This is a genomic window from Amycolatopsis sp. NPDC059027 (assembly GCF_042739735.1).
Classification (GTDB): domain Bacteria; phylum Actinomycetota; class Actinomycetes; order Mycobacteriales; family Pseudonocardiaceae; genus Amycolatopsis.
Map to the genome: position 1 here is coordinate 25425 of NZ_JBHYIK010000007.1, position 15976 is coordinate 41400.

Annotated in this window: 14 protein-coding genes; 3 read left to right on the forward strand and 11 right to left on the reverse strand. The window is 70.5% G+C overall.

The features are described 5' to 3' along the window. Nucleotides 1-36: 36 nt before the first annotated feature. The 6 genes from alaS to ACFWY9_RS06855 form a co-directional block, all read right to left on the reverse strand. A complete protein-coding gene (gene alaS, locus ACFWY9_RS06830; protein WP_378328512.1) occupies nt 37-2700 on the reverse strand; it encodes an alanine--tRNA ligase in 2664 nt (887 codons plus the stop codon). A gap of 102 nt (nt 2701-2802) precedes the next feature. Then, nucleotides 2803-3105, reverse strand: coding sequence for a hypothetical protein (locus ACFWY9_RS06835; RefSeq protein WP_378328513.1), 303 nt, complete (start codon nt 3103-3105; stop codon nt 2803-2805). Continuing rightward, a complete protein-coding gene (locus tag ACFWY9_RS06840) occupies nt 3102-3500 on the reverse strand; it encodes a DUF948 domain-containing protein (RefSeq protein WP_378328514.1) in 399 nt (132 codons plus the stop codon). Before ACFWY9_RS06840 ends, ACFWY9_RS06835 begins: the two co-directional genes overlap by 4 nt. Before the next feature lie 268 nt (nt 3501-3768). Beyond that, entirely contained in the window at nt 3769-4617 is an 849-nt protein-coding gene (locus ACFWY9_RS06845; RefSeq protein WP_378328515.1) for an NAD(P)-dependent oxidoreductase, read from the reverse strand. 40 nt (nt 4618-4657) lie between these two features. Next, nucleotides 4658-6781 (reverse strand): bifunctional polysaccharide deacetylase/glycosyltransferase family 2 protein, encoded by a 2124-nt coding sequence (locus ACFWY9_RS06850; protein ID WP_378338358.1) that lies wholly within the window; start codon nt 6779-6781, stop codon nt 4658-4660. 8 nt (nt 6782-6789) lie between these two features. Next, the gene (locus ACFWY9_RS06855) at nt 6790-7281 is read right to left on the reverse strand and encodes a hypothetical protein (protein WP_378328517.1); all 492 of its coding nucleotides are present in this window, start codon (nt 7279-7281) and stop codon (nt 6790-6792) included. A 154-nt stretch (nt 7282-7435) separates the two neighbouring features. Between ACFWY9_RS06855 and ACFWY9_RS06860 the strand changes: the two genes are divergently transcribed. Then, complete coding sequence (locus tag ACFWY9_RS06860) at nt 7436-9526, forward strand: phosphocholine-specific phospholipase C (RefSeq protein ID WP_378338359.1); 2091 nt, start codon at nt 7436-7438, stop codon at nt 9524-9526. On the opposite strand, the gene ACFWY9_RS06865 is transcribed toward ACFWY9_RS06860, so the two are convergent. The 5 genes from ACFWY9_RS06865 to ACFWY9_RS06885 are packed head-to-tail and all read right to left on the reverse strand — an operon-like array spanning nt 9507 to nt 14179. Next, a complete protein-coding gene (locus ACFWY9_RS06865) occupies nt 9507-11006 on the reverse strand; it encodes a serine hydrolase domain-containing protein (RefSeq protein WP_378338360.1) in 1500 nt (499 codons plus the stop codon). The genes ACFWY9_RS06860 and ACFWY9_RS06865 overlap by 20 nt on opposite strands. Continuing rightward, entirely contained in the window at nt 11003-11824 is an 822-nt protein-coding gene (locus tag ACFWY9_RS06870) for an amino acid ABC transporter permease (protein ID WP_378328520.1), read from the reverse strand. The genes ACFWY9_RS06865 and ACFWY9_RS06870 overlap by 4 nt, the downstream gene beginning before the upstream one ends. After that, the gene (locus ACFWY9_RS06875) at nt 11821-12465 is read right to left on the reverse strand and encodes an amino acid ABC transporter permease (protein WP_378328521.1); all 645 of its coding nucleotides are present in this window, start codon (nt 12463-12465) and stop codon (nt 11821-11823) included. Before ACFWY9_RS06875 ends, ACFWY9_RS06870 begins: the two co-directional genes overlap by 4 nt. A 13-nt stretch (nt 12466-12478) precedes the next feature. Continuing rightward, nucleotides 12479-13417 carry a transporter substrate-binding domain-containing protein gene (locus ACFWY9_RS06880; protein WP_378338361.1) on the reverse strand — a complete coding sequence of 313 codons (939 nt, stop codon included), beginning with the start codon at nt 13415-13417 and terminating at the stop codon, nt 12479-12481. Nucleotides 13418-13432: 15 nt separating this feature from the next. After that, on the reverse strand, nt 13433-14179 hold the full coding sequence (locus tag ACFWY9_RS06885; RefSeq protein ID WP_378328523.1) for an amino acid ABC transporter ATP-binding protein: 747 nt from the start codon (nt 14177-14179) through the stop codon (nt 13433-13435). A gap of 95 nt (nt 14180-14274) precedes the next feature. On the opposite strand from ACFWY9_RS06885, the gene ACFWY9_RS06890 reads away from it, so the two are divergent. Both ACFWY9_RS06890 and ACFWY9_RS06895 read left to right on the forward strand, forming a co-directional pair. Next, entirely contained in the window at nt 14275-15150 is an 876-nt protein-coding gene (locus ACFWY9_RS06890; RefSeq protein ID WP_378328524.1) for a MurR/RpiR family transcriptional regulator, read from the forward strand. A 101-nt stretch (nt 15151-15251) separates the two neighbouring features. After that, nucleotides 15252-15956, forward strand: a complete 705-nt coding sequence (locus ACFWY9_RS06895; RefSeq protein WP_378328525.1) for an esterase/lipase family protein — start codon at nt 15252-15254, stop codon at nt 15954-15956. Nucleotides 15957-15976 lie beyond the last annotated feature (20 nt).

The following is a 15976-nucleotide window of genomic DNA, read 5'->3' on the forward strand; positions in this document are numbered from 1 at the left end:
CCAGCGTCCACACCGGGACGATCCGGGCCGCGCTGCTTACCCAAGGGCGGCGATCGCCGCGCGCAGGGCCGTGACGGCTTCCCCGGCCCCCGCCGGGTTGGTGCCGCCGCCCTGCGCCATGTCCGGCTTGCCGCCGCCACGGCCGCCGATGGCCGGGGCGAACGAGGGCACGAGCTTGCCCGCGGCGAGCCCCTTGTCCCGCGCCGCCGAAGTCGTCGCGACCACGAAGCTGATCTTCTCGCCCGACGGCGCGAACAGCGCGACTACGCCGGGCCGCGCGCCGAGCCTGCCGCGGACCTCCGACGCGAGCGCGCGCAGGCCGTTGGCGTCGACACCCTCGGGCACGGTCTCGGCGACGACGGCGAAGCCGTTCACGTCCTGTGCCTTGTCCGCGAGCGCGCCCGCCGAGCCGAGCACCTGCTGCGTGCGCAGCTGCTCGATCTCCTTCTCGGCGTTCTTCAGCCTGCTCAGCACGTCCTCGATGCGCGAGGGCAGCTGGTCCGAGGGCACCTTGAAGGTGTTCGCCAGCTGCGAAACCAGCAGCTGCTCCTTGCGGACGTAGCGGAGCGCGTCCGCGCCGACCAGCGCCTCGACCCGGTGCACCCCGGAGCCGATCGACGAGTCGGCGACCAGCTTGACCAGCCCGAGCTGGCCGATGCGGCCGACGTGCGTGCCACCGCACAGCTCCCGCGAGTACTCGCCCATGTCGACCACGCGGACGTCGTTGCCGTACTTCTCGCCGAACAGCGCGACCGCGCCGAGTTCGAGGGCCTTGTCCTTGGTGGTGACGTAGCTCCGCACCTCGACGTCGGTCTGGAGGTAGTCGTTGACCTCCTCCTCGACCTCGGTCAGCACATCCGCCGAGACCGACCCAGGCGTGGTGAAGTCGAAGCGCATCCGGCCCGGCGAGTTCAGCGAGCCCGCCTGCGCCGCGCGCCTGCCGTACGCGCCGCGGACGGCCGCGTGCACGAGGTGCGTCGCGGAGTGGGAGCGCTCGATGGACAGCCTGCGGTGCGAGTCGACGGACCCGGTCAGCCCGGTGCCGACGCCGACCTCGCCCTCGGTGACCTCGACGCGGTGCACGAACAGACCGGGCACGATCTTCTGCACGTCGAGGACCTTGAGCTCGACGCCGTCGCCGACCAGCACGCCGGTGTCGGCGACCTGGCCACCGCTCTCGGCGTAGAACGGGGTCCGGTCGAGCACCAGCTCGGCCTTCCTGCCCGCGCCGACGCTGGTCACCGGCTGCCCGTCCGCCAGCAGCGCGACGACCTTCGCGTCGGCCTGCAGGTCGGTGTAGCCGAGGAACTCGGTCTCGCCGTGCTGTTCGAGGACCTTGCGGTACTCCGACAGGTCGCCGTGGCCGCTCTTGCGCGAGGCCGCGTCGGCCTTCGCCCGCTGCCGCTGCTCGTTCATGAGCGTGCGGAAGCCCTCTTCGTCGACGGACAGGCCCTGCTCGGCCGCCATCTCCAGGGTCAGGTCGATCGGGAAGCCGTAGGTGTCGTGCAGCTGGAAAGCCTTGTCCCCGGCCAGGATCTCGCCGCCGGAGCGCTTGGTCTCCTCGGCGGCGAGGTCGAAGATCCGCGAGCCACTGGTCAGCGTCGAGAGGAACGCCTCCTCCTCGACGCGCACGACCTCTTCGATGCGGCCGAAGTCGGCGACCAGCTCGGGGTAGGTCGGGCCCATGGTGTCGCGGACGACCGCGGCGAAGGCGGGCAGCACCGGCTCGTGCACGCCGAGCAGGCGCGCGGAGCGGATGATGCGGCGCAGCAGGCGGCGCAGCACGTAGCCACGGCCGTCGTTGCCGGGGGTGACGCCGTCGCCGATGAGCAGCACGCCGGTGCGGGCGTGGTCGGCGATGACGCGGAAGCGGACGTCGTCGGTGTGGTCGGAACCGTAGCGGCGGCCGGAGAACTCCTCGGCGCGGCCGATGACCGGGCGCACGAGGTCGGTCTCGTAGACGTTCTCGACGCCCTGCAGGATCGTCGCGACGCGCTCGACGCCCATGCCGGTGTCGATGTTCTTCTTCGGCAGCTCGCCGATCGGCTTGTGCCCGTGCTTCGGGCTCTTCTCGCCGCGGACGTCCTGCATGAAGACGAGGTTCCAGATCTCGATGTAGCGGTCCTCGTCCGCGACCGGGCCGCCCTCGCGGCCGTAGCCAGGCCCGCGGTCGTAGTAGATCTCCGAGCACGGACCGCCGGGGCCGGGAACGCCCATGTCCCAGTAGTTGTCCTTGCCGTCGCGGGCCTGGATGCGCTCACCGGGCAGGCCGGTGATCTTCTTCCACAGCCCGGCCGCCTCGGCGTCGTCCTCGTAGACGGTGGCCCACAGGCGGTCCGGGTCGAGGCCGTAGCCGCCCTCGGACTGCGGCCTGGTGATCAGCTCCCAGGCGTTCTCGATCGCGCCTTCCTTGAAGTAGTCGCCGAACGAGAAGTTCCCGGCCATCTGGAAGAAGGTGTTGTGCCGGGTGGTCTTGCCGACCTCGTCGATGTCCGGGGTGCGGACGCACTTCTGGACGCTGGTCGCGCGCGGGTACGGCGGCGGGGCCTCGCCGAGGAAGTACGGCTTGAACTGCACCATGCCCGCGTTGACGAACAGCAGGTTCGGGTCGTCGAGGATCAGCGGGGCGCTGGGAACGCGGGTGTGGCCCTTGTTCTCGAAATGGCGCAGGAAACGATCGGTGATTTCGTGTGTGTCCACGGGTCAGTCCTTGTGCTGAGGCTCGGGGTACACGCTCGGGTACCCGGCCGGGTATGGGGGAACGGCGGCGGCGAAGGGCCTCGGGTCGCGGACGCGGCCGCGTCAGCCCTCCGCCCGGCGAGCTCGCCGGACGGGGCGCTGTGCGGCGGCGTGCCTGCCGCCCGCCACCGGCGCGGAGTAGCCGGTCCGTTCCTCGACCATGTCGTGCAGCTCCTGTTCCCGTTCGTTCATCCCGGCGCGTACCTCGGCGCCGAACGAACCGACGGCGCCGGCCAGCTCACGCACGGCGTCGCCCAGGTTCGATGCTAACCCCGCCGGGGTGGCCTGGCGAGCCGTTTCGGTGGCCTTGCGGGAGAGCGCGACGCCGGCGACGACGCCGAGCCCGAGCCAGAAAAGGCGCCTCATTTGCGTCCCCTCCGCCGGGCGGGGCGCAGGGCCTTTTCTTCCTTCTTCTTCCGGCGCGCCTTGACGGCCTTGGTGATGCCGTAGGACAGGGCCGCGGTCTTCACCAGCGGGCTGCCGAGCGTCGCGGTGAACACCGAGGACAGCGCCGAGACGTTGCCACTGACGGCCTGCGCGTTCGCGGTGATGCCGTCGACCCGCTCGAGCTGGGTGTTGACGTGCGTGATCGTCTCGTTCGCCCCGAGCAGCAGCGGGTCGGTGTTCTCGTGAGCCTTGCGGATCGCGATGGTGGCTTCGTCCAGCGTGCGGCCGAGCTTGTACAGCGGGCGCACGAGCAGCACTACCAGCACTACGAAAGCCCCTGCGGCGATGAGCGCGGCGAGCTGCCCCAGCGTCACGGGCCCTCCTCGGGGGTTGCACGGTCTGTGGTGCCCGTGAGGTTACCGCCTGGACGACACCCCGTTGCCCGCGCCCCGCCACACGGTCACGCAGCGCAGCCAGGCCGCCCCAGCACGCGAGATCTCCCGCCGATCACGCCACATCTCCCCCGGAGCACACGAGACCTCCCGCGCCGCTCCACACCATGCCGGGAGGCCCGGGTGCGCCGGGGGACATCTCGCGTGTGTGTGCGGAGGACTCGCGTGATCAGATGGAGATCTCGCGTGATCAGTCGCGGACTACGGCACGGTAGAGGGCGGCCATGTCCTCGCTGCCGTGCCCGGCGGCGAGGGTGATCTCCAGATGCGCCAGTGTCGCCCGCGCCCCGCCGAGGTCGACGGCGTCGCCGCCCGCTTCGAGCACCAGCCGCGCGTCCTTCGCGGCGAGGCTCGCCGGGAACGACGCCGGGTACTCCCCCGCCAGCATCGCGCCGCCCTTCACGTGCGCGTAGCCGACGTCGAGGCCGCCGCCCTTGATCGTCTCCAGGAACAAGGTCGGGTCGACGCCCAGCGCGCGGGCGAGGCCGAGGCTTTCCGCGGTCGCGTTGGTCAGCGCGAGCACCCACGCGTTCGCGACGAGTTTCAGCTTGGTGCCGGAGCCGACCGGCCCGACCCAGATCGTGCGCGAGCCGATCGTGTCGAACACCGGCGCGGCACGTTCGGCGAGCGACTCCGGCCCGGAGGCCAGCACGACGAGCTGGCCCTTCTCGGCGGGCTGTTTGGTGCCGAGCACCGGGGCGTCGACGAACTCCGCTCCGCTCTTCTCCGCCGTCTCGGCGAGGCGGGTGGTCCAGTCGACGCCGACCGTGCTCGTCTGCAGCCACAGCGTGCCGGGCGCGACCGCGGCCGCTTCGAACGCTTCGGCCACCGCGGGCCCGTCGGCGAGCATGGTGACGAGGGTGCCGGCGCCCTCAGCCGCCTTCGCCGGATCGTCGACCACCCGCGCGCCGAGCTCCGCCAGCGGCTCGGCCTTGGCGCGGGTGCGGTTCCACACGCGGACGTCGTGTCCGGCGCGGACGAGGTTGGCGGCCATCGCGTGGCCCATGATCCCGGTGCCGAGGAAGCCGATCGTCGTCATGTACTCCATGGTGCCGAACGCGATGACTCCGCGCAGCGGTTCAAGCACTCCTGGTTGGACCAACCGGCCTTGGCAGGGTGTTCTGCCCGGTGCGGTGGAGTTTGTGCCAGGGCAGCCGGGCGCCGGCGACCGCGGTCATCACCGACTGGATCACCACCAGGTACATCAGTTGCCGGTAGACGAACTGCTGCAGCGGCAGCGCGGCCAGCGGGCCGAGCGGTTCCCTGTCGAGCCGGAAGGCGATCACCCCCGGGATCAGCTGCATGACCTGGAACACCGCCCAGTAGGCGAGCGCGATCGGCCAGTCGCCGGTGAAAACGCCGAAGAGAGCGGCGAGGTCGACGAAGGGCGCCAGCATCGGCAGAACGACCTGGAACAGCAGCAGGTACGGGATGCCGCGGCGGCCGAGCCGTCCCGCCGCGCCCCGGCGGACGATCGCGCGACGGTGCTTCCACACCGCCTGCAGGGTCCCGTAGCACCAGCGGTAGCGCTGCTTCCACAGCTGCCCGAGGGTGGCGGGCGCTTCGGTCCACGCCCGCGCCCCCTGCTCGTACACCACGCGCCAGCCGTCCTGTTCCAGCGCCATGGTGAGGTCGGTGTCCTCGGCGAGGGTGTCCTCCCCGACGCCGCCGAGCGCGAGCACCGCCGAGCGGCGGAACGCGCCGACCGCGCCGGGCACGGTCGGCATGCACTCCAGCACGTCGTACATCCGCCGGTCGAGGTTGAACCCGATGACGTACTCGATGTGCTGCCAGCGGCCGAGCAGCCCGCCCCGGTTGCCGACCTTGGCGTTGCCCGAGACCGCCCCCACCGCCGGATCCGCGAACGGCCGGATCACCGCGCGCACCGTGCCGGGTTCGAGGACGGTGTCACCGTCCACCATGACCACCAGTTCGGTGCGCGCCGCGGCGAGCCCGGCGTTGAGCGCGGCGGGTTTGCCCGCGTTGCGCTGGCGGATCAGCCGGACGCGGCGAAAGCTCAGCCGCTCGACGACCTCGGCGGTGCCGTCCGTGGAGCCGTCGTCGACGACGATCACCCACACCGGATGGTGGTCGGAGGCGAGGATCGACCGGATCGTCGCCTCGATCCCGGCCTCCTCGTTGTACGCGGGCACGATGACGGTCACCGGTTCACGGACCGGCGGCAGCCGCCGCGCGCCCCCGCGCCGCACGTGGACGGCCGTGGTGACGAGCACCAGGATCGTGCGCAGCACGGCGAGGACGCCGGCGGCGATCAGCAGCCACCGCAGCACCGCGGCGAGCACCCCGCCCGCGCCGACGGCCGCGACGAGCGCCCAGCCGCCCACTCTGGTCACGGTGTCGGCCTCACCGGTCGCCCCGCTGATCCCGGTCGCGCCGGTCACCGTGTCGAACCGCCAGCCCGCGCCACTCAGCTCCGGGACGAGGCGGTCCAGCGCGGCCACCGTCTCCGACCGGTCACCGCCCGCGTCGTGCATGAGCAGCACGGCACCGCGGCCGCTCGCGGGCGTGGCGTTGGCGACGATGCGATCGACACCGGGACGGCGCCAGTCCTCGGTGTCCACATCGGACAGAACGACGAGCCTGCCGTCGGCGCCGAGCCCGCGCACCGCCGCCCACGCCGGGTCGTCGAGCGCACGGGGTGTGGCCGAGTACGGCGGGCGGACCAGCGAGGTGCTGATCCCCGCCGCGCCGGCGAGCGCCAGGTCGGTGCCCCGCAGCTCGAGCTTGGTGCGCAGCTCGCCGTCCGCGCGGAGGTCGGAATGGGTCGCGGTGTGATTGCCGATTTCGTGGCCCCGCGCCAGGATCTCGCGGATCAGCCCGGGATAGCGCGCGGCGCGGGCGCCCGTGACGAAGAACGTCGCGTGCACGTGGTGCGCGTCGAGCGCGTCGAGCACCCGCGGCGTCCACCCGGGATCGGGACCGTCGTCGAAGGTGAGCGCCAGCGTCTTGTCCCGGGGACGCGGCAGCACGACCTGCCCGCCGCGGGCGTCGATCACCGCGCCGCCCGCACGGACCCCGTCGGGGACGGTGACCGCGGCTCCGGCGGGCATGGTCTCGTCGGCCCGCGGTCCGGCGTCGACGAGCAGGTGCAGGGCGAGCAGCACCGCGACGGCGGCGAGCGCCGAGGCGAGCAGCACCCAGTGCGCCCTCGGTGACGGCGCGCGGCGTCGGTGGTCCGGCACGGTGTGTCCTAGTGCCCGTTGCCGGGCAGGGTGAGCCGGGTCTGCCCCGGGGGCGTGGTGGGCGCGCGGCTGTTGCGGTGGTCGGTGGTGGGCGGCGTCGTGGTGGTGGTCCCCGGCTCCGCGCTGGACGACGGCGCCACCGCCGGGACGGAAGGCAACGACGTGGTACGGGGAGCGTCGGTCTCGGACGGCGGTGTGGGGGAAGTCTCCGTCGCGGTCTCGTGTTCCGTTGTGGTGGCAGGGGAAGCCGGCGAGGGCGTGCTCGTCGTCGACGGCGGCGCGGCGAGGCCGGGCAGCGGGATCAGCGCGGCCGGGGGAATCGGCGCGCCGGACAACGCGGCGACGAGCACGACGAGATAGCAGGCCAGCGCGGCGCAGCCCGCGATCGCGAAGCGGCGCACAATACGTCTTCGGCGGCCGCTGGGGTCGACGAAGACAGGCTTCGCCACGGTGCTTTCGCCGTCGGGACCGGCGTTGTCAAGATCAGAAAAGGCGGTCATCCACACTCCGTAGGGGCGCACCACTTAAACAGATGTCCCGCTGATTGGGAATGCCCCGGGCCCGGAATTCGACGGGCCGTCATCACACGATTACCGACGAAGGCGACCCTTCCGGTTCTTGTGCCGTTCACCTTGCTCGGCAAGGGTTCCGGACATGCCTGAACTGTCCCGCCGCCGCGTCCTCGGCGTCACCGGAGCGGCCGTCGCCGGCTCGCTGCTGCCCCCGTCCGTCCACGCGGCCATGGCCGAGCCGATGCGCCGCGGCGGCCTCGGCGCCGTCGAGCACGTCGTGATCCTGATGCAGGAGAACCGGTCCTTCGACCACTACTACGGCACGCTGCGCGGCATCCGCGGCTTCGGCGACACCCATCCGCTGGAGCTGCCCGGCGGCCGCCCGGTGTTCGAGCAGCCGAACCCGGCCGGTGGCACGGTCCTGCCGTTCTCGCTGCGCAAGGAGGCCGAGCGCGAGGGACGGGGCGCCTCGGACATCCAGTACCTCGGCGACCTCGACCACAGCTGGGGCGGCACCGGCAAGGCGTGGGCGCGCGGCTGGAACAACGGCTGGATCGCCGCCAAGAGCGCCGCGACGATGACCTACTACGACCGCGCCGACATCGCGCTGCAGTACGAACTCGCCGACACGTTCACCCTGTGCGACGCCTACCACTGCTCGATCTTCGGCTCGACCAACCCGAACCGGAACTTCCTCTGGACGGGCACGGTCGGTTTCGAACCAAACAGCACGAACCGCGCGGTGACGAACGCCGCCTATTCCTACGACCACGCCGGGTACGACTGGACGACGTATCCGGAACGACTGGAGGCCGCGGGCGTGTCCTGGCGGATCTACCAGGAATGGGACAACTTCACCGACAATCCGGTGGAATATTTCGTACCTTTCAAGAAGATCGGCAAGAAAATCCTCGAATCGGTTTCGGGGAAATACCGCACCACCGAGGAGTTCTACGATTCGCTCCCCAAGAAGTCCGAAGCGGAACGCAAGCAGCTGCGGGCCGAGTTCGACGCCGGGGTCGCCAAGCTGAGCCCGGCCGAGCGGAGTCTGTTCGAGAAAGCGATGTACCGCAGCGAACCGAAGACGCTGGTGGCCCGCGTGCGCGCGGACATCAAGGCGCGCAGGCTGCCGCGGGTGAGCTGGCTGGTGCCCTCGGCCGCCGACTCGGAGCACCCCGGCGCGTCCACCCCGGTCGGTTCCGCGAACCTCATCTACGACCTGCTCGACGCGCTCGCCGCCGACCACGACACCTGGTCGAAGACCGTGCTGCTGGTCAACTTCGACGAGAACGACGGCTACTTCGACCACGTCCCGCCCCCGGTCCCGCCCGGCAACATGGCGAACGACGCCGACCACTTCAACGGCCAGCCGCTCGGCTTCGGCCCGCGAGTGCCGATGACCGTCGTGTCACCGTGGACGATCGGCGGCTTCGTCGATTCCACGGTGTACGACCACACGTCGGTGCTGCGGCTGCTGGAGCGCTGGACCGGCGTCGCCGAGCCGAACATCAGCGCGTGGCGGCGGACCGTCGCCGGCGACCTGACCGGCGCGTTCGACTTCGGCCGTGCCGGACGCCCGCCGCGGCTCGCGCACCCGGGCCCGGTGCCCGCGCCGATCGCCCGCTGGCATCCGAACGCCCCCGCGAAGCAGGAACCGCCCGCCGTCGAGCCCGGCACCCGGCCGGCTCGCGCACTCCCTTACCAGGCAACGGTTTCCGGCACCCTCGACGCGTCGGGGAAGCTCGCGCTGCGGCTGGCCAACAGCGGCCGGGAGTCGGCGCACTTCGCGATCTATCCGTACGCGGGCGAGTTTCCCGAGCCCGCGCACCGGGACGTGCGCGAGACGGCGACAGAAACGCTGTCGTGGACCGGCGACGCCTACCGCGTCGTCGTGCAGGGCCCGAACCGCGGCTGGTGGGAGCTGCGGGGCAGCCGCACCGGGCTCGCGTCCGGTGTGGACGTTCAGACCCGGTTGCGCACGTGGCGGTCCGGCGCCGAGTTCACACTGGCGAACTCGGGCGCGTCGGCGGTCACGTTGCGGCTGACGTCGTCGAAGGGCGGCCCGGCGCGGGTGGTGCGGGTCCCTGCCGGGCGGAAGGTGACCGTGGACTGGCCGAGCGCCCACGGCTGGTACGACCTGCGCGTGACCGCCGACGGCGACCCGGCCTTCCTGCGCACGCTGACCGGCCGGGTCGAGGACGGCCGCCCCGGCGTCACCCCACCCGGGCGGTGACGACGGGACGTTCGGTGGCGCCGCTGTTGACGTTGGCGCGGCGGTGCCACCGCAGGCCCCCGTCGGCGGTGAACTCGGCGGTCACCGTGTCGTGGAACGGCGATTCGACGAAGTACCAGTCGAGCGTCAGCTCGCGCGGAGTGGTCCACCGGGCGGCGGCGAGCACGCGCATCGACTCCGACTGATAGGAGTGGTGCAGCCGCCAGCCGGTGACCCCGGTGTGCGATTCGGCCCATGTGGACAGTCCACATCGGACGTCATGGGTACCGCGGGCGTCTTCCAGGGTGACGACCAGCGCGTCGCCCTCGCGGCGGAACGAAATCGTGTCGAGGTCGTCTTCGTTGGCAGCACAGCGGAATCGCTTGCCCTCGACGTCGACGGCCGGGGCCACCGAGGCGACGACGGGCGCGTCGTGGGTCGCCGACAGCTCGGCGGACAGCCGCTCGTCGGCGGCGGACGAGGGCGTCCCGGTGAACGCGGGCAGCAGTTCGTCGTGCAGCAGCGCGGAAAGCAGCCGGTGCCTGCCGTGCCGGATGCTGCCGGTGGTGACCACGACGGCGTCGTGGGCGGGCAGCACGAACACGTCCTGGCCGAACATCCCGGACGCGCGGAAGGCGCCGTCGGTGTCCAGCCAGACCTGGTAGCCGTAACCCTCGGGACGTTCCTCGGCGTCTTCGGCGGCCTGCGGCACGAACTCCGTGCCGGTCCACGTGCCCGCGTGGGCGTTCTCGACGTGCCATTCGCTGGCCGCGCGCACCCAGCCGCCGGGCAGAATCCGCTCGCCTTCCCAGAGACCGTCGTTCAGGTGCAGGACCCCCCATTTGAGGAAGTCGATACTGCGCGCGCTCAGGCCGTTGCCACCGGAGCAGATGCCCTCCGGGTCGGTGTCCCAGGTGTGCCCGGAAAACCCGAGCGGCTCGAACAACCTCGGCGTCAGGTAGTCGAAAACGGTCTCCCCGCTCACGCGCTGCACGATCGCCGAAAGCATGTGCGAGGTCGCACTGGAGTAGGTGAACGTCTTGCCGGGCGGGAACTCCACGTCGGCACGCAGGAACTCCTCGACCCAGCTCGTCTTCAGCAGCCGCCACGTCTTGCCGGACAGCCCGACGCGGTGGCCGGTGCGCATGGTGAGCAGGTCCTCGACGGTGATCGCGCGCAGGTTCTCCGAAGCGTCCGCGGGCACCTTTTCCGGGAAGAACGACACCAGCGTGTCGTCGAGCCGGACGAGCTTTTCGGCCAGCGCGAACCCGACCGCGGTACCGACGAACGACTTCGTCGCCGAGTGCGTCATGTGGGGCCGATCGGCGCGATAGGGCCACCAGTACTGGTCGAGCACCAGCTTGCCGCCACGACAGATCAGCAGGCTGTCCAGGGAGATGTCGTCCGCGGCCAACCGGCGGACGAACCGGCGGACGGCGTCGGCGTCGACTCCGGCCTCGGACGGCGTGGCGACGGTGAACGGGTGGTCGGCGGGATTCACGAACGCTCCTGTACTCGGGGTTTGACTGCGCCCTTGCCCTCGGCGAGCCGTTCGGCCAGCCGGGAAAGGGCGATGTTGACGAGGATGTAGATCACGCCGACACCGACGTAGGCCTGGATGAAGTTGCCGCTGAACTCGCTGAGCACCTTGCCGTTGTTGAGTAGTTCGGCGAGCCCGACGACATAGCCGAGGCTGGATTCCTTGATCACCCGAACCATCTGGCTCACCAGCGCCGGCGTCAGCGCCCGCGCGGCCTGCGGGAGCACGATGAACGCCATCACCTCCCAGTGTCGCAGGCCGATCGCCTTGCCCGCCTCGCTCTGGCCCCGCCCGATCGCGAGGATCCCGGCACGCACGATCTCGGCGAAGATCGCCCCGGCGTGCGCGACGATCGCGCACACGAGCTGCCAGAACAGCGGAATCCGCACGCCGAGCAGCGGCAGCCCGAACATGAAGAAGAACAGGATCAGCAGCAGCGGCATCGCGCGGAAGAACTCGATCACCGTGGCCGACGGGATGCCGAGCCAGCGGGTCCGGCTGAGCCTGCCGAGGGCGAGGAAAACGCCGAGCACCACCGAAAACGCCGTCGACACCAGGCCGACCAGGAGCGTCATCCACAGACCCTGCAGGAGGAAGCGCAGGATCGCGCCGTCGGCGAGCATCGCCCAGCGGTCCGGGTCGAGCTGCCCGGAAAGGCCGAGCTGCACCAGCAACGCCACGACGATGGCGGTCAGCACCAGCCCGCAGATCACCGAAACGATACGCAGCCGCGCTTTCGCCCGAGGCCCCAGCGCGTCAAACAGAACGTCTTCGTTCATCGTAATACCCGCGCTTTTCTTTCGATCAGCCGGACGGCGAGGCTGACGACGAGGTTGATGGCCAGATACCCGCACGCGGCGACCGCGAACGCCAGGATCGGCTGCGCGGTGTCCAAATTGAACGAACGGGTTTCCAGCGTCAGCTCCGCGACGCCGACCGCGGCACCGAGTGCCGAGCCGAGCGCGGTGTTGATCAGGATCGTGCCGAGCGGTTGCACCATCGCCCGGAACGCCTGCGGCAGCAGGACATCCGTGACGACGCGGCCGAACGGCAGGCCGATCGCCCGCGCCGCTTCGACCTGCCCGCGATCCACCGCGCGGATGCCGGATCGGACCGTTTCGCAGACATACGCGCCGAAGTAGATCCCGAGTCCCAGCACCAGGCACCAGAACAACGGGATGAGCAGGCCCGCGTCGGGCAGCCCGAAGATGATCAGGACGACGACGAGCAGCAACGGTGAGTTGCGCACGACGTCGACGTAGAGGCGGCCCAGGATCCGCAGCGGCCGCACCGGGCTGATCCGGCAGATCGCCATGGCGGAGCCGAGGACGAGCGCCAGCGGAAACGCGCACACCGTCAGCAGCAGTGTCGCGTAAAAGCCGTCGAGGATTTTCCCGCCGTGGCCGAAAAGCACTGACATGTCTCAACTCCTCTCAGGAACCGGGGACGGACCCGAGCTGGGGTGGCTCGGGCGCTGCGGTGCGGACGAGGACGCCGACGGTCTGCTCCCACAGCATCCGCCAGGTCCCGTCCGCCATGATCTTTTCGAGGAAGCCGGCGACGATCTTCTTGAACTCCGGATCGTCCTTCGGCGTCCCGATGCCGAACGGGCTACTGCCGAACGTCACCGGCGTCATCCGCAAACGCCCGTCGACGGCGGCCTTGCCGAGCAGGATCGCCGTGTTCGCCGACCACGCCTGCACGCGGCCCTGCCGGACGGCGGCGGAACACTGGCTGCTTTCCTCGAACACCACGGGTTTCGCCGCGGGACAGCCCGCGCGCAGCGCCTCTTCCGCCGCGCCCGGCTGCACGGCGACCTCCTGCCCGGCCAGGTCGTCGAGCGCATTGACGACGTGCCCGTTCGCGGCAACCAGCACCCCGGAGCGCGCGATGTAGTACGGACCGGCGAAGTTCACCAGCCGTGCTCGGCTCTTCTTGATCGTGTACGTACTCACGGCGACGTCGACGGAATGGTTCTGCAGAATGGCTTCGCGGGTGTCCGCGCCGCCGGTGATCGTGTCCACTTCGGGCTTTCCGAGCAGGTATTTCGCCAGCAGCTGGGCGATCCCGGCGTCGAAGCCGGTGATCTTGCCGGTGCGCGGGTTCATCAACCCGAAGCCCGCCATGGTCACCGAACCGGACTGCAGCAGCACACCGCGGTCGCGGATCCGGCGCAGCGTGGGCGTTTCCGGCAGATCGGTGCCGACGGGGCCATGGTCGACGGCGCCGGTCTGGTCGATCGTGGCGTAGGCGCCGTTGCCGGTGGTGCGGGCGGCGGCGCGGCCCCCGCAGGCGGCCAGCAGCGGCACCGCACCCGCGGCCAGCAGCGCGGCGCGGACGACGTCGCGCCGGGCGAATCTTCCTTCTGTCATCGCGTTCTCCGTATTTCAGTGGCTGAGCACGCGGGCGAGGAATTCCTGGGCGCGGGCGGTCTTCGGTTCGGCGAAGAACGTCGCCGGGTCGGCCGACTCGGCGATCCTGCCCTCGGCCATGAACACGACGCGGTCGGCGGCTTTGCGAGCGAAGCCCATTTCGTGGGTCACCACGATCATGGTCATCCCTTCGGCGGCGAGGGTGGTCATCACGTCGAGGACCTCGTGGATCATCTCGGGGTCGAGCGCACTGGTCGGTTCGTCGAACAGCAGCACCTCCGGCTCCATCGCCAGCGCGCGGGCTATCGCGACGCGCTGTTGCTGGCCGCCGGAAAGCTGCGCGGGGAACTTGTCGCCGTGGTCGCCGACGCCGACCCTGGCCAGCAGCTTGTCGGCCCGCTCACGCGCGTCGTCCCGGCTGAGCCCGCGGACCCGGATCGGGCCGAGCATGACGTTCTCGCGGACGGTCTTGTGCGCGAAGAGATTGAACGACTGGAAGACCATGCCGACGTCGGCCCGCAGCCGCGCGAGTTCCTTCCCCTCCTGGGGAAGCGCTTTCCCATCGATCTCGATGACGCCCTCGTCGGCGGTTTCGAGGCGGTTGACGCAGCGGCACAGCGTGGACTTCCCGGAGCCGGACGGGCCGATGATCACCACGACCTCGCCCCGGCGCACGTCGAGGTCGATGTCGGTGAGCACCCGTGCCGCGCCGAACGATTTCCGCACGCCCCGGAGCTTCACCAAGGGCCGATCGGTGTCCATGAGGTCTCCTCGTCGAGCTCACGTGTAGTGTCTGCTACATCCAGGGTCAAGCGTGAGCAGTGTGTAGTAAGCACTACGACGAAGTCAAGGGTGTCATGGTTACTACTTCGTATGACGGGGACGATTTCGACGGCTACGTCCGGGCCCGGCTGGACGACCTCAAGCCCGCCGAACGGCAGGTCGCGCAGTTCATGCTGGCGAACCCGAACGACGTGCTGTTCTCGTCGGCGGGCGATCTCGGCAGCGCCGCGGGCACCAGCGACGCGACCGTGGTCCGCACCGCCAAGGCGCTCGGCTACTCCGGGCTGCCCGAGCTGAAGCGACACCTCGGCCAGACGCTGACGACGCGCACCGAGCCCACCACCCGGCTCAGCACGACGATGGAGAAGATCGGCTCGTCCGGGTCGAGCCAGATCGACCGCGTCGTCTCCGACGGCGTCGAAATGCTGAAGGAACTCCATCGGCAGCTCGCCCCCGCCGACGTCGAGGCGGCCGCGGACGTGCTCCTCGGCGCCCGCCTGGTGTTCACCTGGGGCCTCGGCGTTTCCTCGGTGTGTGCCGAATACGCCGCTTTCCGCCTGGCCCGCCGGGGCCTGGTGACCCGTCACTGCCCCGACACCGGCTTCCGGCTCGCCGACGCGCTGCTCCCGCTGACCGCCGAGGACGCGGTGCTGGTCTACGTCCCGGCGCGGCACAACCGCGACGTCGAGATGATCATCGCCCACGCCGAGCGCACCGGCGCCGCCGTGGTGCTGGTGACGAGCAAGCTGTCCAGCGGCCTCGCCTCCCGGGTGCGGGTCGTGCTCCCGGCACCGGACTCGCCGACGAAGTTCACCGGCGAAACGCTCACGGCGTCGGTCGTCACCGACATGCTGACGCACACGATCGCGGCGAGGACCGCGGACACCGCCAAGACCACCACGGAGCTGCTCACCCTGCTGCGCGGCGAGCTGGGCGAGCGGCCGCACTGACGGCCCGCGACGTACGCAGTCGTCTAGGTAATTCTCCCGATGTCCGGAGGTCGTGGCGCGGCAACGCTGGGAGGTCCCGTGATCATCGAGGAGAAAACACGATGAACCGACTCCGCCGCAGTGTCGCGGCATTCGGCCTCGCCGCCGCGCTGGCCGCCGTCTCGATCGCCCACGCCCCGGCCTCGTCGGCCGCGGGCGGCTTCCCCAACCACCGGAATCCGATCGTGCTCGTCCACGGCTTCACCGAGGACGGGTCCATGTGGGGTGCCCTGAAACAGGCATTGGCCCAGGACGGCTACACCGGTGACCAGATCACTGCGATCACCTACGACACCTATACCCAGTCGAACGTGACCACCGCCGAAGCGCTCGGCAAGACCGTGCGGGACGTGCTGAGCAGGACCGGCGCGGCCAAGGTCGACATCGTCTCGCATTCGATGGGCGGCCTGAACAGCCGCTACTGCGTCAAGTTCGCGGGCTGCGCCGGGGTCACCGACCACTGGATCTCCCTGTCCGGCGCGAACAAGGGCACCACCATGGCGAACCTGTGCACCGCCCTCGTGACCTGCCGCGAGATGGTGCCCGGTTCGGCGGTGCTGTCGAAGCTCAACGCCGCCCCGGCGCTCCCGGCGGGCACGAAGTGGGCCACCCTGTGGACGCCGAACGACCGCATCATCGTGCCGCCGACGAACACCCCGATCGACGGCGCGGAGAACATCGAGGTCACCACCCCCGGGGTCACGCACACGAACATCTTCCGCGATCCCGGTGTCCTCGACAGCGTGCGGAAACTGCTCGCCTCGTGACGCCGCGGTGAGCGGGAAGC

Excerpts from the sequence above, each read along its gene's own strand:
- ACFWY9_RS06845 (WP_378328515.1), bottom strand. The coding sequence starts at position 4,617 with ATGACGACGATCGGCTTCCTCGGCACCGGGATCATGGGCCACGCGATG.
- ACFWY9_RS06885 (WP_378328523.1), bottom strand. The coding sequence starts at position 14,179 with ATGGACACCGATCGGCCCTTGGTGAAGCTCCGGGGCGTGCGGAAATCG.
- ACFWY9_RS06890 (WP_378328524.1), top strand. The coding sequence starts at position 14,275 with ATGGTTACTACTTCGTATGACGGGGACGATTTCGACGGCTACGTCCGG.
- ACFWY9_RS06880 (WP_378338361.1), bottom strand. The coding sequence starts at position 13,417 with ATGACAGAAGGAAGATTCGCCCGGCGCGACGTCGTCCGCGCCGCGCTG.
- ACFWY9_RS06855 (WP_378328517.1), bottom strand. The coding sequence starts at position 7,281 with ATGACCGCCTTTTCTGATCTTGACAACGCCGGTCCCGACGGCGAAAGC.
- ACFWY9_RS06835 (WP_378328513.1), bottom strand. The coding sequence starts at position 3,105 with ATGAGGCGCCTTTTCTGGCTCGGGCTCGGCGTCGTCGCCGGCGTCGCG.
- ACFWY9_RS06860 (WP_378338359.1), top strand. The coding sequence starts at position 7,436 with ATGCCTGAACTGTCCCGCCGCCGCGTCCTCGGCGTCACCGGAGCGGCC.
- ACFWY9_RS06895 (WP_378328525.1), top strand. The coding sequence starts at position 15,252 with ATGAACCGACTCCGCCGCAGTGTCGCGGCATTCGGCCTCGCCGCCGCG.
- ACFWY9_RS06875 (WP_378328521.1), bottom strand. The coding sequence starts at position 12,465 with ATGTCAGTGCTTTTCGGCCACGGCGGGAAAATCCTCGACGGCTTTTAC.
- ACFWY9_RS06870 (WP_378328520.1), bottom strand. The coding sequence starts at position 11,824 with ATGAACGAAGACGTTCTGTTTGACGCGCTGGGGCCTCGGGCGAAAGCG.